This window comes from Streptomyces sp. 2-1 (assembly GCF_048564895.1).
GTDB lineage: Bacteria > Actinomycetota > Actinomycetes > Streptomycetales > Streptomycetaceae > Streptomyces > Streptomyces phaeochromogenes.
The window spans coordinates 4,172,434-4,193,171 of record NZ_CP183383.1; the positions used below are offsets into that span (position 1 = coordinate 4,172,434).

General features: G+C 72.2%; 14 protein-coding genes. 7 read left to right on the plus strand and 7 right to left on the minus strand.

The window, feature by feature from the left end:
• Window positions 1–95: 95 nt before the first annotated feature.
• A complete protein-coding gene (locus ACN20J_RS18330; RefSeq protein WP_269654337.1) occupies window positions 96–1,442 on the plus strand; it encodes a vWA domain-containing protein in 1,347 nt (448 codons plus the stop codon).
• Between the two features lie 139 nt (window positions 1,443–1,581).
• Complete coding sequence (locus ACN20J_RS18335) at window positions 1,582–3,021, plus strand: FHA domain-containing protein (RefSeq protein ID WP_419666329.1); 1,440 nt, start codon at window positions 1,582–1,584, stop codon at window positions 3,019–3,021.
• Window positions 3,022–3,075: 54 nt separating this feature from the next.
• On the opposite strand, the gene ACN20J_RS18340 is transcribed toward ACN20J_RS18335, so the two are convergent.
• Window positions 3,076–4,065: a methyltransferase domain-containing protein gene (locus ACN20J_RS18340; RefSeq protein WP_419666330.1), complete on the minus strand. Its 990-nt coding sequence runs from the start codon at window positions 4,063–4,065 to the stop codon at window positions 3,076–3,078.
• Window positions 4,066–4,337: 272 nt separating this feature from the next.
• Here ACN20J_RS18340 and ACN20J_RS18345 point away from each other — a divergent pair, with 272 nt between their 5' ends.
• The 4 genes from ACN20J_RS18345 to ACN20J_RS18360 all read left to right on the plus strand — a co-directional run bounded on the left by ACN20J_RS18345 (window position 4,338) and on the right by ACN20J_RS18360 (window position 12,451).
• A complete protein-coding gene (locus ACN20J_RS18345; protein ID WP_055611684.1) occupies window positions 4,338–4,742 on the plus strand; it encodes a globin in 405 nt (134 codons plus the stop codon).
• Between the two features lie 240 nt (window positions 4,743–4,982).
• Complete coding sequence (locus tag ACN20J_RS18350; RefSeq protein WP_419666331.1) at window positions 4,983–8,405, plus strand: FtsX-like permease family protein; 3,423 nt, start codon at window positions 4,983–4,985, stop codon at window positions 8,403–8,405.
• Window position 8,406: 1 nt separating this feature from the next.
• On the plus strand, window positions 8,407–11,391 hold the full coding sequence (locus tag ACN20J_RS18355; RefSeq protein WP_419666332.1) for an FtsX-like permease family protein: 2,985 nt from the start codon (window positions 8,407–8,409) through the stop codon (window positions 11,389–11,391).
• 91 nt (window positions 11,392–11,482) lie between these two features.
• Window positions 11,483–12,451, plus strand: a complete 969-nt coding sequence (locus ACN20J_RS18360) for an ABC transporter ATP-binding protein (RefSeq protein ID WP_419666333.1) — start codon at window positions 11,483–11,485, stop codon at window positions 12,449–12,451.
• Window positions 12,452–12,472: 21 nt separating this feature from the next.
• On the opposite strand, the gene ACN20J_RS18365 is transcribed toward ACN20J_RS18360, so the two are convergent.
• Genes ACN20J_RS18365 through ettA form a run of 3 tightly spaced genes read right to left on the minus strand, consistent with a single transcriptional unit; the run spans window position 12,473 to window position 15,295 of the window.
• Window positions 12,473–13,210: a hypothetical protein gene (locus tag ACN20J_RS18365; RefSeq protein ID WP_189837783.1), complete on the minus strand. Its 738-nt coding sequence runs from the start codon at window positions 13,208–13,210 to the stop codon at window positions 12,473–12,475.
• On the minus strand, window positions 13,207–13,626 hold the full coding sequence (locus ACN20J_RS18370; RefSeq protein WP_189837782.1) for an acyl-CoA thioesterase: 420 nt from the start codon (window positions 13,624–13,626) through the stop codon (window positions 13,207–13,209). The genes ACN20J_RS18365 and ACN20J_RS18370 overlap by 4 nt, the downstream gene beginning before the upstream one ends.
• Window positions 13,627–13,630: 4 nt before the next feature.
• Entirely contained in the window at window positions 13,631–15,295 is a 1,665-nt protein-coding gene (gene ettA, locus ACN20J_RS18375) for an energy-dependent translational throttle protein EttA (protein WP_079052869.1), read from the minus strand.
• 261 nt (window positions 15,296–15,556) lie between these two features.
• Here ettA and ACN20J_RS18380 point away from each other — a divergent pair, with 261 nt between their 5' ends.
• Window positions 15,557–15,961, plus strand: a complete 405-nt coding sequence (locus tag ACN20J_RS18380) for a pyridoxamine 5'-phosphate oxidase family protein (RefSeq protein ID WP_189837760.1) — start codon at window positions 15,557–15,559, stop codon at window positions 15,959–15,961.
• 170 nt (window positions 15,962–16,131) lie between these two features.
• Here ACN20J_RS18380 and ACN20J_RS18385 read toward each other — a convergent pair whose 3' ends face one another.
• The 3 genes from ACN20J_RS18385 to ACN20J_RS18395 all read right to left on the minus strand — a co-directional run bounded on the left by ACN20J_RS18385 (window position 16,132) and on the right by ACN20J_RS18395 (window position 20,737).
• On the minus strand, window positions 16,132–17,538 hold the full coding sequence (locus ACN20J_RS18385) for a TQXA domain-containing protein (RefSeq protein WP_259333352.1): 1,407 nt from the start codon (window positions 17,536–17,538) through the stop codon (window positions 16,132–16,134).
• A gap of 276 nt (window positions 17,539–17,814) precedes the next feature.
• Window positions 17,815–18,324, minus strand: a complete 510-nt coding sequence (locus ACN20J_RS18390; protein WP_189837758.1) for a single-stranded DNA-binding protein — start codon at window positions 18,322–18,324, stop codon at window positions 17,815–17,817.
• 253 nt (window positions 18,325–18,577) lie between these two features.
• Window positions 18,578–20,737: a GTPase gene (locus tag ACN20J_RS18395; RefSeq protein ID WP_373310639.1), complete on the minus strand. Its 2,160-nt coding sequence runs from the start codon at window positions 20,735–20,737 to the stop codon at window positions 18,578–18,580.
• Window position 20,738: the final 1 nt, after the last annotated feature.

Below are 20,738 nucleotides of genomic sequence, written 5' to 3' on the forward strand. Positions count from 1 at the left end.
GCATCGGCCTCGGAGGGGCCAGGACCGGAGGGGACCGGTTCGCCCACCGACATCACCCACACCTCGTGGGAGTCCTGAGGGGGAGCAGAGAAGGCATGGCCAATTTCTCGAAGTCGAACGTGCCGCAGTTCTCGGTGGACGTGTACCAGAACGAGTACCTGCCGGAGGGCGGCCGCGAGGTCAACGCGATCGTCACGGTGACCTCGACCGGCGGCGGCACCGTGGGCAGTGCCGTGGCGGCACCCCACCTCTACACGCCCGGTGAGGGCCCGGACGCGGCCGTGGCGATCATGGTCGACTGTTCGGGGTCCATGGACTACCCGCCGACGAAGATGCGGGGCGCCCGGGACGCGACGGCGGCGGCGATCGACGCGGTGCGCGACGGCGTGCACTTCGCGGTGATCGGCGGGACGCATGTGGCCAAGGAGGTCTACCCGGGCGGCGGCCGGCTCGCCGTCGCCGACGCGCAGACCCGCGACCAGGCCAAGCAGGCGCTGCGCAAGCTGAGCGCGGGCGGCGGCACGGCGATCGGCACCTGGCTGCGGCTGGCCGACCGGCTGCTGTCCTCGGCGGACGTCGCCATCCGGCACGGCATCGTGCTCACCGACGGCCGCAACGAACACGAGTCGCCCGAGGACCTCAAGGCCGCGCTGGAGGCCTGCGCGGGCCGGTTCACCGCGGACGCGCGGGGCGTCGGCACGGACTGGGAGGTCAAGGAGGTCACCGGGATCGCGTCCGCGCTGCTCGGCACCTCCGACATCGTCGCCGACCCGGCGGGCCTGTCCGCCGACTTCACGCAGATGATGGAGACGGCCATGGGCAAGGAGGTCGCGGACGTGGCGCTGCGGCTGTGGACCCCGGTCGGCACGTCGATCAAGTTCGTCAAGCAGGTCGCGCCCACGGTCGAGGAGTTGACCGACCGCCGCACGGAGGCGGGCCCGCGCGCCGGCGACTACCCCACCGGCTCCTGGGGGGACGAGTCCCGCGACTACCACGTGTGCGTCGAGGTCCCCGAGGCCGACCTCGGCCAGGAGATGCTGGCCGCCCGCGTCTCCCTGGTGATCCCGCAGGGCGACGGCACCGCCCAGACGCTGGGCGCCCAGGGTCTCGTACGGGCCGTGTGGACCGACGACATGGCAGCGTCCACGTCGATCAACCCGCAGGTCGCGCACTACACAGGTCAGGCGGAACTGGCACAAGTCATCCAACAGGGTCTGGATGCGCGCAAAGCGGGAGATGTCGACGGAGCAACGGCCAAGCTGGGACGGGCCGTTCAGCTCGCCAGCGCCTCCGGAAACGCGGATACGGCGAAACTGCTTTCGAAGGTGGTGGACGTGGTCGACGCCGCGGCAGGTACTGTGCGATTGAAGGCGAAGGTCGCGGAGGCCGACGAGATGACTCTCGAGACACGGTCCACAAAGACTGTTCGTGTAAAGAAGTAGAGCGGTACGCGCAAAGAAGCAGAGCGGTACGCACTCGGTCGCGAGCGCGGTGACAAGCAGGCAGTAACCAGCAGTACGCAAGCGGTTTGCACGATTTGCGGCCCTCTCGGGCCGGAACAGGAGAGGGGGAAGCGCCGACATGCCGACCTGCCCGAACGGACACCAGTCGGGTTCCGACGACTGGTGCGAGGTCTGCGGTCACCGCATGGCCGGTGCCGTGCCCCCGCCACCTCCACCGCCGCCCCCGGCGGCCGGCTACGGCTATCCGCCGCCCGGTTCGCCCCCGCCGCCCGGCCAGGGTGGCCGCCCGCATCTCTCCGCGGTGCCCGACGCGCCCTCGGCCGAGCTCTGCCCGCAGTGCCGTACTCCGCGTGAGGGCGGGGCGCCGTTCTGCGAGGAGTGCCGGTGGAACTTCCTGACGAACACGGCGACGTCGTACACCCCGGCCGCGCCGCGTCCTCCGGGGCCCGGCGGCGGTCCCGGTCCTGGTCCCGGTGGTCCCGGTGGACAGAACCCGGCGCTGCGCTTCCAGCAGCAGCCGCCGCCCGGACAGTCCTCCGGCGGGTACGACTACCAGGGCTCGCGGCCCTCGCAGATGAACCGGCCCGCCGAGCCGATCCCGCCGTACGGCGAGAACCCCTCGGGCTTCCCCGGTGATCCGTCACGACCGGTTCCGCCGCCGCCCGGGCCTGGCGGCACGGGACCCGGAATGCCTGGCGGCTTCGGCGGTCCTGGTGGGCCTCCTGGCGGACCCGGTGGCCAGGGCGGGCCTGGTGGCCCCGGTGGCCCGAACGGTCTCGGTGGTCCTGGCGGGCCCGGCGGGCCCGGCGGGCCGAACGGTCCCGGCGGGCCGGGTGGCCATGGCGGTCCCGGCGGTCCCGGTGCTCCACAGGGGTACCAGCAGTCCGGCCCACCCGCTCCTCCCGCGTACCCGCAGGAGACCAGGCACCCTCAGGGTCCCGGCGGTCCTGGTGGGCCCGGCGGCCCCGGAGGGCAGTCCTTCGGCGGCGGTGAGGACGACTGGGTGCTCCCGCCCCCCTCGACCGGTACGCCCGGCGGTCCTGGTGGCCCCGGCGGTCCGCCCGGTCCCGGTGGCGGCCCGGGCGGTGGCTACGGCTACCCGCAGCCCGGCGCGACGCAGGCGCCCCCCGGCTACCAGCAACAACAACAGCCGCTGTCGTGGAGCATCACGATCGGACCCGACCGTGAGTACTTCATGGCGATGATGCAGCGCTCGGGACCGGAGGCCGCGGGGCTGAACCTGCCCGCGTACTCCCCCGAGCAGCAGCGTCCGCTCACCGGCAACCAGATCACCATCGGCCGCCGCCGTCACTCCACGGGCGAGTCCCCGGACATCGACCTGGCGGTGCCGCCGGAGGACCCGGGCGTCTCGCACCAGCACGCGGTGCTCGTCCAGCAGCCCGACGGCAGCTGGGCGGTCGTCGACCAGAACTCCACCAACGGCACCACGGTCAACGGCGCCGAGGAGCCCATCCAGCCCTTCGTCCCCGTACCGCTGCAGGACGGCGACCGGGTGCACGTGGGCGCGTGGACGACGATCACGATCCGTCGGGGCTAGGCGAGAACAGACATATCCGTGCCGCCCGGTACCGAAAGGCACCGGGCGGCACGGTCATGGCAGGGGCCAGGCGTGCGGCCCCGCGGGGTCGTCCAGCCACGCCCAGGCACGGCCGCCGTCGACCGTGATCCCGTACCGCTGCCGGGGCGGCTGCCCCTCGTGCTCCCAGATCCCGTACGCCTCGTGCGGGTCGAGGCGGCCCGCCGTCAGGGTCAGCAGGAAGCGGAGCAGCTCGTGGTTCCTGGTCCGGCGCGGCAGCTCCGCCAGGTCCACGTCCGGGAGTTCGGGCCCGGGCCGACCGCCGCCGCGCAGGGGCACGAAGTAGGCGGGTGTGTGCAGGAAGCGGCCCTCGGCGTACCCGGAGTCGCGCACCCGCAGCGCGATGAGACCGGTGGCGAACGGCGCGAGGATCCGGGCACCCGGGGCGCACTGGGCCAGCCAGGCGCGCGGGATCGTGCTGAGCGTGCAGGTCGCGATGATCCGGTCGAAGGGGGCGCGCTCCGGGCAGCCGCGCGCCCCGTCGCCGGTGACGACGGTGGGGTGGTGGCCGGCGAGAGCCAGGTGCTGCCTGGCGGACTCGGTGATCTCCGGGTCCAGGTCGACCGTGGTGACCTGCCCGTCGCCCAGCCGGTGCGAGAGCAGGGCCGCGTTGTAGCCGGTGCCCGCGCCGATCTCCAGGACCGCGTCGCCGTCCCGTACCGCCAGCTCGGCCAGCATCTTCGCCATCAGGGAGGGCTGGCTGCTGGACGACAGCAGCTCGCCGTCGCGCACCCGGGTGGCCAGCGGGGCGTCTGCGTAGGCGCCGCGCACCCAGTTCTCGCGCCTGCGCGGGCTGGGGTCCTCGCCCCACCGGCGCTCGTATCCGCCACTGAGCGCGCCGACGTAGTAGTACGGCACGAAGAGGTGGCGCGGGACGCTCTCGAAGGCCTCCCGCCAGACCGGGTCCGTGATCCAGGCCCCGCTCGCCTCGATCTCGCGCACCAGCGCCGCCCGCGCCGTGGCGGCGAGGTCGTCGAGACCTGGGTCGATGGCGTGCGCGCCCATACCTCCACTGTGCTGCCGGACGGGCCAGGAGGCGAGCGCCGGGGCCGACCGATCCGGAACCGGCCCTTCAACAATCCGGAACCGGCCCGTCAACCGGCCCGTCGAAGGATCCGGAACCGGCCCTTCGATTCGGGTGGTCCTAAGCCTTGAGTCCTCGGTCACCCGGTCTGAGACCATGGACGGTGTGCTGCATTCACCGGGGGACAACCCCCGAACCCCCGGCCGAGACGACCAGGGGCTGACCGGAGCGACCTTTGTGAGGGCCAACTGACGTGAAAGAGATTCCGCGCGGCACGCTTCAGGAGCAGACCTTCTACGAGCAGGTCGGCGGCGAGGAGACCTTCCGTCGACTGGTGCACCGGTTCTACGAGGGCGTCGCCGAGGACCCGCTGCTGCGGCCCATGTATCCCGAGGAGGACCTGGGCCCGGCCGAGGAGCGCTTCACCCTGTTCCTGATCCAGTACTGGGGCGGCCCGACCACGTACAGCGAGAACCGCGGTCACCCCCGCCTGCGGATGCGGCACGCCCCGTTCGCGGTCGACCGCGCGGCGCACGACGCCTGGCTGAAGCACATGCGGGTCGCCGTCGACGAGCTCGGCCTCTCTGAGGAGCACGAGCACACGCTGTGGAACTACCTGACGTACGCGGCGGCGTCGATGGTGAACACGGAGGGCTGAGCACCGCCGGGCCGGACGCCCGCGCGGCCTAAAGCCGTCGGGCTGGACTCGGTCGCCGACCCCCGTAGACGCGCGCATTCCGGTCGCGTGTCGCCGGATTCCGGTCACGATCCGGTCAAAGTCGGTTCTCAAGCGCTTACCCCGGGGCCGTCACCTCTGACAGCATCGCTCGAAGATCCGGAATGACGGGGATTCCGGGATACGGCGGGGGGCCGGGTGACGGGGTTCGTTTTTTCGCGCGTGCGGGCACATCGACTGCTGCTGACCGCCGCGCTGCTCACCGTCGTGCTCACCACGGCGGTCCTGGCGACCCTCACCGCGTACTCCGGCGCGATCGGTGACGCCGCCCTGCGCCACTCGCTGCTCGACACCTCGCAGGGTGCCGGGCGCGAGGAGAGCGCGGCGGCCACGACGCTGATCGTCAAGGCCGACGTGCCCCCGCAGGAACGCGCCGCCGCCGACAAGGCCGTACGGGAGGGCGCGCGACGCACCTTCGACGGGCTGCCGGTGACACTGCGGACGCTGACGCGGTCGGGCCCGTACGCGCTGCCGAGGTCGCTGCAGCCCGCCGCCGAACGCTCGGGCGATCCGGACCTCACACACTTCGCGGCGCTCGACCGGACCCAGGTGCGGATGGTCTCGGGCCGCCTGCCCGGTGCCCCCGGGGACGACCGCGAGATCGAGGTCGCCCTTCCCGAGGCCGCCGCGCGGGAACTCGCGCTGAAGGCGGGCGCCCGGCTGACACTCGTCGACCGGTTCGACGGGCCGAAGGTCCGGATCCGGGTGACCGGGGTGTACCGGCCCGCGCGTGTCACCTCCCCCTACTGGCAGTTGGAGGACCTGCGCGGACGCGGGGTCAGCAGGCTGGACTTCACGACGTACGGGCCGCTGCTCGCCGATCCGACCGTCCTCGCGGCGGCGACGGGCAGCGGGCAGAAAAAGGGATCGGACCGGGCGGGCGTGACGGTGAGCGCCGGGCAGACCGGCTGGCTGGCGTCCGCCGACTTCTCCACGGTGACGACCGGGCGGATCGACGCCCTGCGGGACGCGGCGCGCTCCGGGCCGCGTTCACTGCTCAAGTCCCCCTCGCTGCACGGCACCACGGCCGTCACGACATCGTTGCCGGAGGAACTGGACCGCGTAGAAAGGTCGTTGCTGGTCTCCCGCTCGACACTGCTGATCGTGGCGCTCCAGCTCTCGCTGCTCGCCGGGTACGCGCTGCTGCTCGTGGCCCGGCTGCTGAGTGTCGAACGGACCGGTGAGACACGGCTGTTGCGGGCGCGCGGCGCAACCCGCGGGCGGGTGGCGTGGCTCGCCGCGTTGGAGGCGCTGCTGCTGGCGATCCCGGCCGCCGTGTGCGCGCCGCTGCTCGCCGGGCCTTTGACGCGGCTGCTGGCCGGGCAGGGGGCGCTGTCGCGGATCGGGCTGCGGCTGGACACCTCGGTGACGGCAGGCGGTGTGTGGGTGGTGGCTGCCGGGGTGGCCCTCGGGTGCGCGCTGGCGGTGACCGTGCCCGCGCTGACCGGGGGTTCGGGAGGCGGCCGGGCCCGGGCACTGCCCGCGCCGGTACGGGCCGGTGCGGATGTGGGGCTGCTGGTGATCGCGGCCGTCGCGTACTGGCAGTTGAGCCGCCAGAACTCCGGTGCCGTCACCGACGACCGTTCGGGCACGCTCGGCATCGACCCGCTCCTCGTCTCCGCACCCGCGCTCGCCCTGCTCGCCGGAACGGTTCTCACCCTGCGTCTGCTGCCGCCCGTCGCCCGTCTCGCGGAGCGGCGTGCGGCGAGCGGCCGGGGGCTGCCGACGGCGCTCGCGGGCTGGCAGTTCAGCCGCCGTCCGATGCGCGGCGCCGGGCCCGTCCTGCTGCTCGTCCTCGCCATCGCCATGGGCATGCTCGCGATCGGCCAGGGCGCGTCGTGGAACGGCTCGCAGGACGACCAGGCGGACTTCCGGGCCGGCACGTCCGTACGTGTGACCGGGGCGGGCGAGAGCGGACTGGGCCAGGCCGGGATCTACTCGGCGATCGACGGCGTGAACGGGACGGCTCCCGCGATGCGTACGACGCTGCCGCTGTCCGGGAACCGGACCGCGACGGTGCTGGCGCTGGACACGGCGGACTCCGGGGGCGAGGACGGTTTGCTGATGCGCGGGGATCTGGCCCAGGAGCCGGTGGGGCGGATGCTGGCCGGGCTCGGACCGAAGGGGGCCGCGTCGCCCGGCGCGGTGCTGCCGAAGGGGAGTACGCGGCTGGGGCTGGTGCTGCGGATACGGGCGGAGGCCGCGCCGGTGAAGGGGTCGCCCACTGAGGGGTCGGGCTCGGACTCGGCGGGGTCACGCTCGGATTCGGGCTCGGCGGCGTTCCGCTCCGAGATGTCGGCCGACGTGGCGGTGACGCTGGAGGACCGGTACGGCACCCCCTACCGCGTCCCCGTCGGCGAACTGCCCGCCGACGGACGGGCCCATCAACTCACCCTGGATCTGGCGAAGGTGGCCGAGGCCCCGGCCGGCCGGGCCGCCGAGCCGCTGGCGCTGACCGGGATGCAGTTGGACATGCTCCAGCCGACGGGCCGCGCCGAGCGCCACCTGCTCTCCGTCGAGGAGTTGACGGCCACGGGAGCCGACGGGGCGAAGCAAGACATTCCGCAGCCCGCGTCCTGGCTGGCGAAGTCCCGCAGCAACAGCAGTACGGCGGATCCCGAGGCCGACTCCAGCCCGTCGGCGGCGACCGTGAAGTCCGAGAAGCCCCTGACGGTCGGCTACGGCACCGGTTACGTACCCAGCGACTACGCCTGGGAGGTCTCGTCGTTGACGATCCGGCTGCGCGTGGACCGGCCCGACGTGCCCGAGGTCGCGGCGGTCGCCACGGACGGCTATCTCAAGGCCGCGGGCGCACGTACGGGGCAACGGGTGGACGTGACCTTCGGCGGCTCTGCCGTACCGGTGCGGATCGTTGACCACGTACGGGCGCTGCCGACCACCCAGGACGCCGGCGGCGGGGACCCCTCCGGCGGGGCGCTGCTGGTCGATCTCCGGTCCGTGAACCGGGTGTTGGAGCAGCGGTACGGGGAGAGCATCGCGCCCAGCGAGTGGTGGCTGCGGACCGAGCCGGGGGCTGCGGCGCGGGTGGCCGCGGAGTTGCGCGAGCGGCCCGATGTCGAGCCGTCGCAGGTGGTCGTGCGCGACGAGGTCGCCGAGCAGTTGCGGGACGACCCCTTCGGGGCAGGTCCGGAGGCGGCGTTCGCGGCGGCGTCCGTGGTCGCGGCGGCACTGGCGGCGGTCGGCTTCGCCGTGAGCACGGCGGGCTCGTTGCAGGCGCGCAGCGGCGAGTTCGCGCTGTTGCGCGCGCTGGGAGCGCCTCGGCGTCAGCTCGCGCGGCTGGTCGCCGCCGAGCAGGGTGTGCTGATGACGCTGGCGTTGGTGGTGGGGGTGGCGCTGGGGGCGGTTCTGACGCGGGCGGTGATTCCGTTGATCGTGCTGACGTCCGGGGCGAGCCGGCCCGTCCCGGAGGTGCTGGTGGAACTGCCCCTCGGCCAGGTCGCGTTCCTGCTGGCCGCCGTGGTCGTCGCACCGCTGGCCGTCACCGCGGTGCTGGCGCTGCGGCGGGAGGACACCGCTCCTTCGCTGCGATCGATGAAGTCGCTCAACGGGCAGGACGGTGAGTGAGATGGGGCGTGACTCCGGCTCGGGCGGTCGTCCGGGCTTCCGGCGGCGGGACCACTCCGTCGCCCCCTGGATCCGTACCCGACTGCGCACCGCCCCCGGCGCCGCGGTCGCCCTCGCGCTCCTGGTGATGGCGACCGCCTGTCTGGCCGCGGCCTTCCCCCGTGCCGTCGAACGCTACGAGGACGCGGGCCTGCGCCGGGCCGTCGTGGACGCGACGGCGCCCAGGACCTCCCTGCAGGTGTCCGCCCCGCAGCCCGGCACGTACATCCCGCAGTCGGAACGGGAGTCGGCCGTGAGCCCGGCCAGCATGCGCAAGGCGTACGAGCGGGTGCTGAACGTGGTGGAACGGCCGCTCGCCGTCGACCCCGCGCAGTCCATGTACGGCGTCCGCAACGTCAACAGCCTCGAAGCGGCGGAGACCTGGCTGCCGATGCCGAGCGGGCTGCCCGCGCAGATGTCGCTCGCCGCGCAGAGCGGACTCGCCGAGCACTCCAGGATGAGCGCGGGCCGCCTTCCGCGCGCCGGGGACACGGTGACCGCCGCGACCCGGGAGGTGGAGGCCGCGGTCACCACGGAGACGGCCAAGCGCCTCAACATCAAGGTGGGTTCGGTGATCCACGTGCCCGGCATGCAGCGCGACCCGCTCGCCGTGCGCATCACCGGCATCGTCGCCCCGCGTGACCCCGAGAGCGCGTACTGGACCACGCAGCCCCTCCTTCGCACCCCGTCCCTGATCCGGCCGCCCACGCAGGGCGGCGAGCCGGAGACCTACTGGCTGGGCGCCCTGCTGCTGCCGCCGGACGCGGCCCCGGTGCTCCTCGGCACCCCGGGCGAACCCGCGCGCTATTGGCTGCTCACCCCGGACCCCGCCGCGCTCACCGCGCACGACCTGTCCCGGCTGGGCAGCGCGGTCGCCTCGCTGGAATCGGGCCCGGGTCTGGTGAAGGTCCGCGACTCCACGGACGCGGACACCGGCGTGAGCACCGACCTCGACGAGGTCCTCGCCTCGTACGCCCAACTCCGCTCCGGCGTCCGGCCTCTGGTCTCCGTCGCCGCCTTCGGCACCGGTGCGGTCGCGGTCGTCGTCCTGCTGATGGCGGGCCGCCTCACCGCCGACCGCCGCCGCACCGAACTCGCCCTCCTGCGTGCCCGTGGCGCCTCCCTGCGCGGGCTCACGAGGCGGCTCGTCACCGAGACGGCGGTGGTCGCGCTGCCAGCGGGCGCACTCGGCCTCGCGGGCGCGCTGCTTCTCGTCCCGTACGGCCGCGCGCCGTACGCCGTCGGGGCTGCCCTCGCGGTCACCCTCCTCGCCTGCGCCGCACTGCCCCTGCGCGCCCTGGCCGCCCACCGGGTCGTAGGGGTGCACGGGGCCCGCGAGGACCTCACGTCCGTACGTCCCTCGCGGCGCCGCACCATCGCCGAACTCACGCTGCTCGTGCTGGCGTCGGCGGCGGTGCTCGCGCTGCGCAGCCGAGGGACGTCGGGCACCTCCGACGAGGCCTTCGGCTCCGGCGCCTCCGGCGACCTGGGCAGCTCAGGCGACCAACTCGTCGCGATGGCCCCGGTGTTGATCGGAGTCATCGCCGCGCTCGTCCTGGTCCGGCTCTACCCGCTGCCGCTGCGCTGGCTGGCCCGTCCCGCGGGCCGGATGCGCGGCGCGATCGGCCATCTGTCGCTGGCCCGCGCGGGCCGTACCTCCGTCTCCACCGTGCTCCCGCTGCTCGCCCTGCTGACGGCGCTCACCACCGCCGCGTTCGGGGGTTCGGTCCTCGCGGGCGTCGCGGACGCGCGGGACCGAGCGGCCGTGCTCAACCTCGGCGCGGACGCCCGCGTCGAGGCGGAGAGCGCCCTCCCCGCCACCCTGCCGGAGCGCGTCCGCTCGGCACCCGGCGTACAGGAGGTCACTCCCCTGAGCATCGCGTACGAGGCCAAGCCGGGAGCCGGCGTGGAGTCGGTACCCCTGGCCGGGGTGGACCCCGAGGGATACGCGCGGCTCGCGGACCGGACGGGTCTCGGGGCGTTCCCGGCGGGCGAGTTGAAGGCTTCTCCGGCCGGTGGCTCGTCGAAGCCCGGAACCGACGGCGGCTCGGCGAAGCCCGGCGACAGCGACCCGTCAAAGTCCAGCGCAGCCGACTCGGCGCAGCCCGGCACCGAAGGCTCGGCGGAGGACGGCGGCAGTGGCTCGGCGAAGGCCCCGCTTCCCGCCCTCGCCTCCTCCGCCGTCGCCGACCGCTACGGCACCCACCCCTTCTCGCTGCGGCTGTCGGACGGCAGCGACGTCACCGTCCGCATCACCCTCGTACGCGACCTGACCCCGGCCCTCCCGGGCACGGACTTCCTCATCGTGGACCGGGCCGGCCTCGGCACCGTCGCCGCGCGCCCGACCACACTCCTGGTGACGGGCGACCACGTGAGCGGGGGTGCCCTCCGCAAGGCCGTCGCCGCCGGTACGGGCGCCGATGCGGATCCCACGGCCCGTGCCGACGTACGGCTGCGTTCGGAGGAGCGGGCACGTTACGTCGACTCCCCTCTCCAGTCCGGCGCGGAACGCGTCTACGCGGCCGCGGTCGCGGCGGGCTCCGGATACGCCGTACTCGCGCTGCTGCTCGCCCTGGTGCGCGCCGCCCCCGAGCGCGCCGCCCTGCTGGCCCGGCTGCGCACGATGGGCCTCACCCGGAGCCAAGGGCGCCGACTCCTCGTACTGGAGGCGCTGCCCCAGGCCCTCCTCGCCGCGGCGGGCGGCATCCTGACCGGCTGGGCGGCGGTCCGTCTCCTGGCCCCGGGCATCGACCTCACCTCCATCGCCCTCGCCACCCCCGGCGGCGCACCCCCGACCGGCACCGCCGCCCTGCACACGGACCCGGCGTCCCTGTTCCTGCCCGCCCTGACCGTCCTCCTCCTGGCCACCGGAATCGCGGCGGGCCAGGCGTGGTGGACGGGCCGACGCGGCTCGGTACGGGAACTGAGGGCGGGGGACAGCCGATGACGAGCGGCTACGGCAGAAACGCGCCCTCAACGACAACAACTGGCACCGGCGGAGACGTGCCCTCCAAGACGATCACCACGGGAGTCGCCCGATGACCACCACCGAGCCCACCGGCCCCAGCTTCGCCGATCTGGCCGAACGTGCCGCCGCCCGGCGCGACCGGCCCGCCTACGGTCACGACGCCCTGATCACCTGCGACCGGCTGGTGCGGATCTTCTCCGCGGACGGCGTCGAGGTCCAGGCGCTCCAGGGTCTCGATCTCCTGGTCCGGGAGGGCGAGTTGATGGCGCTGGTGGGTGCGTCCGGCAGCGGCAAGTCGACTCTGATGAACATCCTGGCCGGTCTGGACACCCCCACCGCGGGCGCCGCCCGGGTCTCGGGCCACGACCTGCTGACCATGAACGCGAAGGACCGGCTCCGCTACCGCCGCGACACCGTCGGCTTCGTCTGGCAGCAGACGGCCCGCAACCTCCTGCCCTATCTGACGGCCGCCCAGAACGTCACCCTGCCGATGCAGCTCACCGGTGGCCGCAGGGGCCGTCGAGCCCAGTCCGAACGCGCCCTGGAACTCCTGGAGTTGCTGGGCGTCGCCGACTGCCGGGCCCGCCGCCCGTTCCAGATGTCCGGCGGTCAGCAGCAGCGCGTGGCCATCGCCGTGGCCCTGGCCAACGCCCCCGCCGTACTTCTTGCCGACGAGCCCACCGGTGAACTCGACTCGCACACCGCCGAGCAGATCTTCGCCGCCTTCCGCACGGCGAACGAACACCTCGGCACCACGGTCGTCATCGTGACGCACGACCAGGCGGTCGCCGGTGAGGTCCGCCGCACGGTCGCCATCCGCGACGGCCGCACCTCCACGGAGGTCCTGCGCCGCACCGAGGTCGACGCCACGACCGGCCACGAGACGGTGGTGGCCCGTGAGTACGCGATGCTCGACCGCGCGGGCCGGCTGCAACTCCCCGCCGAGTACACCGAGGCCCTCGGCATGCGCGACCGCGTCGCCCTGGAACTGGAACCGGACCACATCGGCATCTGGCCGGACGACAGCGAGCACGGCTGACGAACGACCGGGGCAGGACGCTCAGCGAACGCTGACGTCCAAGGCCCCAAGTCCCGCCCTGCGCACGGCGATCGACCCGTACGGCGTACGCAGCCTGAGCCAGGCACCCGCCGACAGCAGCCGCAGTACGGCCCCGTCGGGCACGGCCGTGTTCGTGTTCCTGGCCGTGGTCGCCGCCGGGCCCGTGGTCGCGGCCGGGCGCGCGGGCCGCAGGAATCCCAGCGACTGGGCGGCGTGCGCGGCCCGCACGGGGAGTTCGGTGTCGCCGACCGGCCGGGACCAGATCTCCCGCCCGATCCGGTCGAGCGCGCTCCGCGTACGCCCCTCGGGTGCCAACTCGTCGATGCGTGAACGGAATTCGGCGACCGCCCCGGCCACCATGGTCCGTACGGCGTCGGGCCCGGGCAGCCCCGGCTCGGACCGCCAGCCGCCGCGGGGCGGCAGCACCCCGGCCCACGGCGGGCCGGTGACGGCGGCGGGCACGGCCGCGGTGGCCGCCGACTCGTCGAGGGACTCCAGGAGTTCACCGGCCGAGACGGTCACGTCGAGCGAGAGGTCGAGCCCGTTCTCGTACGGCTTGTCGAGACGTGCCGTACGGATCGCGAGCACCTCGAAGGACGGTGGCCGACCGAACACCGCGAGCGTCGTCCCCGACGCCTGCAGCCGCACCGCGGCCGCCCGGTCGTAGTGGATCAGCCGGGCCAGGAAGGCGGCGAGATCCGCCGCCTCCCCCTCGTCAGCGAGGTGCAGGGCCGTCATGCCGCGACGGCCCCCGCAGGATCGTCCTCGTCGTCCGCGTACTCCGCGAGGAACTCCCGCTCCTCGGCGGTGAGGCGGCGCGGTCGCTGCGCCTCGAAGTCGAACGGCACTATGACCGTCTGGGCCCGGACGTACACCTGGTCCGGGTCCTTGACCTCGTAGGCGATGGTGAACGACGCCGCCCTGACCTGCGTGACCCACAGCTCGATGTCCACCGGCTGGTGCCGGTGGACCAACTGCTGCTTGTAGTCGATCTCATGGCGTGCCACCACGGACCCCTGCTGGAAATCCTTGTCCGGGCGGAACAGGAAATCGATACGCGCCTCCTCCAGATAGCGGAGGAAGACCACGTTGTTGATGTGGCCGTACGCGTCCATGTCCGCCCAGCGCAGTGGGCAGCGGTAGATGTGCCGCAAGAGATCAGCCCCGGGTCAGCTTCTTGTAGGTGGCACGGTGCGGACGCGCGGCGTCCGGTCCGAGCCGCTCCACCTTGTTCTTCTCGTACGACTCGAAGTTGCCCTCGAACCAGTACCACTTCGACTCGCCCTCGTAGGCGAGGATGTGCGTCGCGACCCGGTCCAGGAACCAGCGGTCGTGGGAGATGACCACCGCGGCACCCGGGAACTCCAGGAGCGCGTTCTCCAGCGACGACAGGGTCTCGACGTCCAGGTCGTTCGTCGGCTCGTCGAGGAGCAGCAGGTTGCCGCCCTCCTTGAGGGTGAGAGCCAGGTTCAGACGGTTGCGCTCACCACCGGAGAGGACACCGGCGGGCTTCTGCTGGTCCGGGCCCTTGAAGCCGAAGGCGGACACATAGGCCCGCGACGGCATCTCGACCTGACCGACGTTGATGTAGTCGAGCTCGTCGGAGACGACGGCCCACAGCGACTTCTTGGGGTCGATGTTGGCGCGGCTCTGGTCGACGTAACTGATCTTGACGGTGTCGCCGACCTTGATCGCACCGGAGTCCGGCGTCTCGAGGCCCTGGATCATCTTGAAGAGGGTGGTCTTGCCGGCGCCGTTGGGACCGATGACCCCGACGATCCCGTTGCGCGGCAGCGTGAAGCTCAGGTCGTCGATGAGGACCTTGTCGCCGAACGCCTTGGAGAGGTTCTGGACCTCGACGACGATGGACCCCAGACGCGGGCCCGGCGGGATCTGGATCTCCTCGAAGTCCAGCTTCCGCATCTTGTCGGCCTCGGCTGCCATCTCCTCGTAACGGGCGAGGCGCGCCTTGGACTTGGTCTGCCGGCCCTTGGCGTTGGACCGCACCCACTCAAGCTCTTCCTTGAGCCGCTTCTGACGCTTCTCGTCCTTGCGGCCCTCGACCTTGAGGCGGGTGGACTTCTTGTCGAGGTACGTGGAGTAGTTGCCCTCGTAGGCGATCGCACGGCCGCGGTCCAGCTCGAGGATCCACTCGGCGACGTTGTTCAGGAAGTACCGGTCGTGAGTGACGGCGATGACGCAGCCCGCGTACTTCGAGAGGTGCTGCTCCAGCCAGTTCACCGACTCGGCGTCGAGGTGGTTGGTGGGCTCGTCGAGGAGGAGCAGGTCCGGGGCCTCGATCAGCAGCTTGCAGAGCGCGACGCGGCGCTTCTCACCACCGGAGAGATTGACGACCGGCCAGTCGCCGGGCGGGCAGCCCAGCGCGTCCATGGCCTGCTCCAGCTGGGCATCGAGGTCCCAGGCGTTGGAGTGGTCCAGATCCTCCTGGAGCTTGCCCATCTCGTCCATCAGCGCGTCCGAGTAGTCGGTCGCCATCAGCTCGGCGACCTCGTTGAAGCGCTTGAGCTTGCCCATGAGCTCGGCGGCACCGTCCTGGACGTTCTCCAGAACCGTCTTGGTCTCGTCAAGCTCCGGCTCCTGCATGAGGATGCCGACGCTGTAACCGGGCGTCAGGAACGCGTCGCCGTTGGACGGCTGCTCAAGGCCCGCCATGATCTTGAGAACGGTGGACTTACCGGCACCGTTCGGCCCGACCACGCCGATCTTCGCGCCTGGCAGGAAGTTCAGGGTGACGTCATCAAGAATCACCTTGTCGCCGTGCGCCTTGCGCGTCTTGCGCATGGTGTAAATGAACTCAGCCAAGAGAAACCGTCCGGACGCTTGAAATCGGCAGTGGGCAGATACACCCCATCTTGCCGTACCGCCACCCCTCGAAGGAAACGCGTTCGAGCCGGGGGCCAGTGACCGGACGCCACCCAGTCACTCCTGTCACCGCACTGTCACTTACCGTCGCCATCCCCGTCGCCCTGAGCCTGCCCTGACCCATGGGCGTAGGGCTTAAGCCTGAGACCTTCGGGTCGTCCGGCCGAGGTGTTCCGGCCGGGATGCGGGTGGGATGGGCGCATGAGTGATCTCGTTGTGCCGCCCGGGGCCGCCGTTCGCGAACGGCTGGTCCGGGAGAGGAACGTCTGGCTGTGCACCGTGCGCCCGGACGGGTCTCCCCATGTGACTCCCGTCTGGTTCGTCTTCCTGCGGGACCGCTGGTGGATCGGTGTGGACGGGGTCTCCGTCAAGGTCCGCAATCTCGAAAGGTTCCCGCGGGTCTCGCTGGCACTGGAGGACGGCACGTCTCCCGTCGTGGCCGAGGGGGAGGCGGTGCTGCGCCGCGGGCTGTTCCCGGAGGAGGTCCTGGAGGCCTTCGCCGAGAAGTACGCATGGGACGTCTCCGCCCCGCGCACACCGGACGGAGAGCGTGTTCTGCTCGAAGTCTCCGTTCGGCGCTGGCTGCTGGCCGGCGTGGCCCAGTGATCGCCGCACGGCCCCGGGCCCCCGAAGGGCGGGCCGGGGCCGTGCGGCCATGGGGACGGGGCGGGAGCACGGGCGGGGCGTCAAGGAGTCAGCGAGCGGTTACCCACTGTCCAGTTGTCAAGGTGCCGTCTTCGGGCCGCCGTCTTCTTCGGGCCGCCTTCTTCGTTCCTTCAGTCCTGCTCGGGGGTCTTCTTCTTGCGGACGAAGAGCACCGCCGCGCCGCCGATCACGACCAGGCCGAGCGCGATCCCGGCTATCACCGGGGTGGAGCTGGAGGCGCCGGTCTCGGCGAGGTCGACCGTGGTGGCGGAGGTGCCGCCCACCGTGGCCGGGCTGGGCTCGCTCAGCGTCTGGGTCGTCTCGCCGGCGGTGCTGCTCTGCGTCCGGCAGTCGAGTACGCCCTTGAACCGCTTCTCGTAGCCGTTCGGCCCCTTGATCGTGAAGTCGTACGCCTGGTCCTCCTGCAGCGGGATCGTCACGGTCTGTGACTCGCCTACCGCGATGGTGTGCTCGACGCCCATCAGCTCGAAGGTGAACGCCTCGTCGCCCGCGTTGACCGCCGTGATGTCCACGCCGCCCTTGGCACAGTTCTTCTCGGCCGACAGCGCGGGTATCGCGCCGGTCTTCGCCCAGTTCGCGGTGGCCGTCGCGGAGACCGTCGACTCGCTGGAGCCGGCGAGGATCTGGGTCTGGCTCCTGGTCTCGGAGGCGAAGGCCCGGCCGACCGGCACGGTGGTCGAGGCCTGCACGGTCAGCGCGGCCGAACCGTCCGCGGTGTCCTCGGGGACGTCGAAGAACAGCTCGCCGCCGTCGGCCGCGGAGGTGATCTCCTTGCCGTCCTTGTCGACGACCAACACTCCGCTGGTCGCGTCGGCGGGCGGCGTGACCGTCACGCTGTCCGCGTTGGTGTGCACGGTGACCGGGCCGAGCAGTTCACCGGCGTGACCGGAGACCGCGGGCGGGTCCAGGGTCAGCGACGCCTCGGGCTCCGCGAGGTTGCGCGCGTCGCGCTGCAGATAGTCGGCGAGCTTCTCCGCCTGCGGGTCGACGGCGTCCACGTCGGCACCGTCCGAGTACCGCCAGATCGCCACCTGTGTGCCGGCCGCGGCGTCCTGCTCGGTGAGACCGCTCGCACCGGCCTTGGCGGCCAGCGCGGCGAGGTCGTTCACCTGCGGGTAGGAGTTCTGCAGGATCCAGCGGATCCGGCCCGCGTCCGGGTTGCCGTTCAGTGACGTGCCGCTCCAGGGCGTCTCCTGGTACTTGGCGTCCATCTGCGTCGGGTTGTGGAGGTCGACGCAGTACGTCTGCAGGGTGCCGCCGTTGTCGACGGACATCTCGAACAGCCCCGCGGGCACCTGCTTGTCCTCGCCGTTCTCGTGGATGACGGCGATTCCGGACGTCTTCAGCTCACCTATGGTGGCGGTCGCGCCGCCCCGGCTCAGGGGGAGTTCGTCGGCGGCGGCCGTGCCCGCCGCCGTCAGGGCGCTCACGGCAGCGAGTCCGGACACCAGCGCCACCGCGGCGAGCCGGGCGGCGCCCCGCCCGCGCACGGACGACGCAGAGAACGAAGAAAGCACAGAATTCCCCTTCGAGCAGGACCCGTTGACGTGGGGGGTTACGGTCCCACCAGCAGAATCAGCGGCCCCGAGAGCCATGCCCGGCATCCTAAGGACGGGGCGCACCTCTCTCCCCGGTCATGACATCGGACAAGCGATCCGACTCGGAATCGTTATCGCCGAGATGAGGCGTGAGCTGGGCTTATCGACAAATCCATGGGGACCGTTCGGAATAGATTCGCCGATAAGCCGCACTTCGGTCAGACGGTGAATCCAGTACCTGGCGTGTACTTGATGTCACGTCACCAGAGCCGGTTCCTGATGCTGTTGTTCCTGATGCTGTTGTTCCCGCAGCCCCTGTTGCTGTTGAGCGGTCTCGGCCGCCTGAGCAGCCGGCTCCGTCTCCCAGTTGGGCTCCGGCCTGGCCGGTGTCTCCGACGGCGTCTCGCCCTTGTGGGCCCGCCGGAACGCCGCCGTGCCGCGCGCCAGATCGTGGCCGATCGCCGTGGCCTCGATGTCCGCGCCCGTCCGCGACTGCCCGTCGCGCTGCTCGGTGCGGATCTTCAGCCTCCCCCGCACCACGAGTGGCTCGCCCACCGAGATGGACGCCTGCACATTCGTCGCCAGCGCCCGATTGGCCCACACCGTGAAGAAGTTGGTGTGCCCGTCCGTCCAGGCGTTCTTCTCCCGGTCCCAGTACCGCTGCGTCACCGCCAGCCGGAACCTCGCCGACGCGCCCATCGCCGTCTCCCGGAACACCGGCTGCGTCGCCACGTTCCCCACCACACACACCGTCGTCTCGTTCATCGCGGAATCCCTCCCTGCCCACGCCGACGGGCCCGTCCCGTACGGCTGCGTCCGGTGCGGCGAACCCGATGGATCGCGATGTGATCGCGTCGTGATCGCCGCGGTTCCAGACTGCCTCCGCCGGCCCGAGCCCGCTGAGCGCTGTGGGCTACCGCCCGGTTGTGGACAACTCCGCCACCCGAACGAGGACTTCACCCCGCCAATGCCTGTCCGACGCTTCCCTCCCCCAGCCTCGCGAACCGTCAGCCGGGCCCTAGACGCCGACCCCCGTGACCCGCAGGTACTGCTCCCGCACCTCCCGGTACCGCAGCAGCTCCGCCGCCAGCGGATCGAGGACCCGGGCCCGGCCGCACCCGGCCGCCGCGTCCCGCAGGCGTCGTTCCGCCTCCAGCCCGTACCGCCGCGCCGGCCCGCGCGCCGCCAGCCTGCAGGCCCACTCGACGCCCGGCCCGCCCACGATGCCGATCACCATCAGCAGCACCGGCACCCCGAGATTCGGCGACATGAAGCCGACGACCTGCCCCAGCAGCCAGAGCCCGCCGATGGCCTGGAGGATCGTCATGGCCGCCTGGGCCAGTACGGCGACCGGCCACCAGCCGGGCCTCGGCGGCCGTCCGACCGGCGCACCGGCTCGTACGGCCAGCTCGTCGAGCGCCTCGCACAACCCCTGTGACCCTCGTACGGCCGCCTCGCGCACCGCCTGCGCCCAGGGCGTGGGCAGTCCGCCCGCGGCCTGCTCGGCGACCGTACGGACCGCCTGCTCGACGCGCTGCCGTGCAGTGGCCTCCTCGTCGGCGTGGGTCCGTACGGAGAGGCGCCCGGTCGTTGGTTCGCGCCGGTCCTGGTACCAGCGCCACAGTCGCAGCCAGGGCGTGCCGCACGCGCGGTTGGCGTTGCGGCGCCACGCGCGCTCGGCCGCCTCGCCCGCCGCCGTGGCCCCGACCGCGTCCGCCAGCCGGTCGGCGAACTCGTCGCGCGCCTCCTCGGTGAGCCCGGCCTGCCGCCGGTTCGCGTAGACCGGCCACAGACGGGCCGCTGCCGCGTCCACATCGGCGGAGATCCGGCGCGCCGCCGCTCCCCGCTCGGCCACGAAGTGACCGAGCACCTCGCGCAGTTCCGGGACGCCGTCCCCGGTGAGCGCGGACAGCGAAAGGACGGTCGCGCCCGGCTCGCCGTACTCTCCGAGCGCGATCCCGTCCTCGTCGAGCAGCCGCCGCAAGTCGTCGAGGACCTGGTCGGCGGCCTCCCCGGGCAGCCGGTCGATCTGGTTGAGGACCACGAAGGTGACCTCCGCGTGTCCCGCCATGGGCCGCAGATAGCGCTCGTGCAGCACGGCGTCGGCGTACTTCTCCGGGTCGACGACCCAGATGACGGCGTCTACGAGCGCCAGGATGCGGTCCACCTGTTCACGGTGCTGGACGGCCGCGGAGTCGTGGTCGGGCAGATCCACCAGGACGAGCCCGCGCAACTGCGCCTCGGCCTCCGCGCTCTGCAGCGGTCGCCGTCGCAGCCGCCCGGGGATGCCGAGCCGGTCGATGAGGCTCGCCGCGCCGTCGCTCCAGCTGCACGCGATGGGCGCGGCGGTGGTCGGCCTGCGTACCCCGGTCTCCGAAATGGCCACCCCGGCGAGCGCGTTGAAGAGCTGCGACTTGCCGCTTCCGGTGGCGCCCGCGATGGCGACGACGGTGTGCTGCCCGGAGAGCCTGCGCCGCGCGGTGGCCTCGTCCAGGACCTGTCCCGCCTCGGCGAGGGTCCTGCTGTCGAGCCGGGTGCGGGAGAGTCCCACCAGTTCACGCAGCGCGTCGAGACGGGACCGTAGCGACCCGTCGTACGCGAGAGGGGTCACTACGGGTGGCCTGCTGTCCACGACTGCCTCCTTCACGGGCCTGGCCTGTCCCTCCGCCGTGGGGGACACGCGCCGCGCGATCAGCCCGTCGTCCCAGGAGACGCCGGATTCCGCCGCGTCGGCGGCGTCCGCGCCCGCCGCGCCGTCCGCGCGGCCCTTGTTGCCGATGCCGTCGGTGCCGTCGATGACGTCCGCGTCGTCCCCGGAAGGGGGCTTCTCGGGGTAGTCGTCGATCTCCACGGTCACAAGCCCGAACATGCGGCTCTCCGAACGGACACCGCCCTTGCCGGCGCCCCTCTTGCCTGCGTCCTTGCCGAAGTCCTTCTTGCCGAAGTTCCTCTTACCGAAGTCCTTCTTGCCGACGTCGTTCCTGTCGAAGTCCGTCTTGTCTGCGTCCGTCTTGTCGGCGTCCCTCGTGCCGGGGTCCTTCTTGGGGGCGTCCTTCTTGGGGGCGTCCTTGCGGTCGGTCACGAAATCGTCCTCCACGCGCGCGTGCCCAATGCCCGCACGCCCCTCGTCGTCTCCGGGGTGATCGGCGTGATCCGTGTGGTCCGTGACGGCGGTCACC

What these genes read in the sequence shown, in the direction of transcription:
- ACN20J_RS18330 (WP_269654337.1), top strand. Translation starts at nt 96, where the DNA reads ATGGCCAATTTCTCGAAGTCGAACGTGCCGCAGTTCTCGGTGGACGTG.
- ACN20J_RS18335 (WP_419666329.1), top strand. Translation starts at nt 1,582, where the DNA reads ATGCCGACCTGCCCGAACGGACACCAGTCGGGTTCCGACGACTGGTGC.
- ACN20J_RS18340 (WP_419666330.1), bottom strand. Translation starts at nt 4,065, where the DNA reads ATGGGCGCGCACGCCATCGACCCAGGTCTCGACGACCTCGCCGCCACG.
- ACN20J_RS18355 (WP_419666332.1), top strand. Translation starts at nt 8,407, where the DNA reads ATGGGGCGTGACTCCGGCTCGGGCGGTCGTCCGGGCTTCCGGCGGCGG.
- ACN20J_RS18360 (WP_419666333.1), top strand. Translation starts at nt 11,483, where the DNA reads ATGACCACCACCGAGCCCACCGGCCCCAGCTTCGCCGATCTGGCCGAA.
- ACN20J_RS18365 (WP_189837783.1), bottom strand. Translation starts at nt 13,210, where the DNA reads ATGACGGCCCTGCACCTCGCTGACGAGGGGGAGGCGGCGGATCTCGCC.
- ACN20J_RS18380 (WP_189837760.1), top strand. Translation starts at nt 15,557, where the DNA reads ATGAGTGATCTCGTTGTGCCGCCCGGGGCCGCCGTTCGCGAACGGCTG.
- ACN20J_RS18390 (WP_189837758.1), bottom strand. Translation starts at nt 18,324, where the DNA reads ATGAACGAGACGACGGTGTGTGTGGTGGGGAACGTGGCGACGCAGCCG.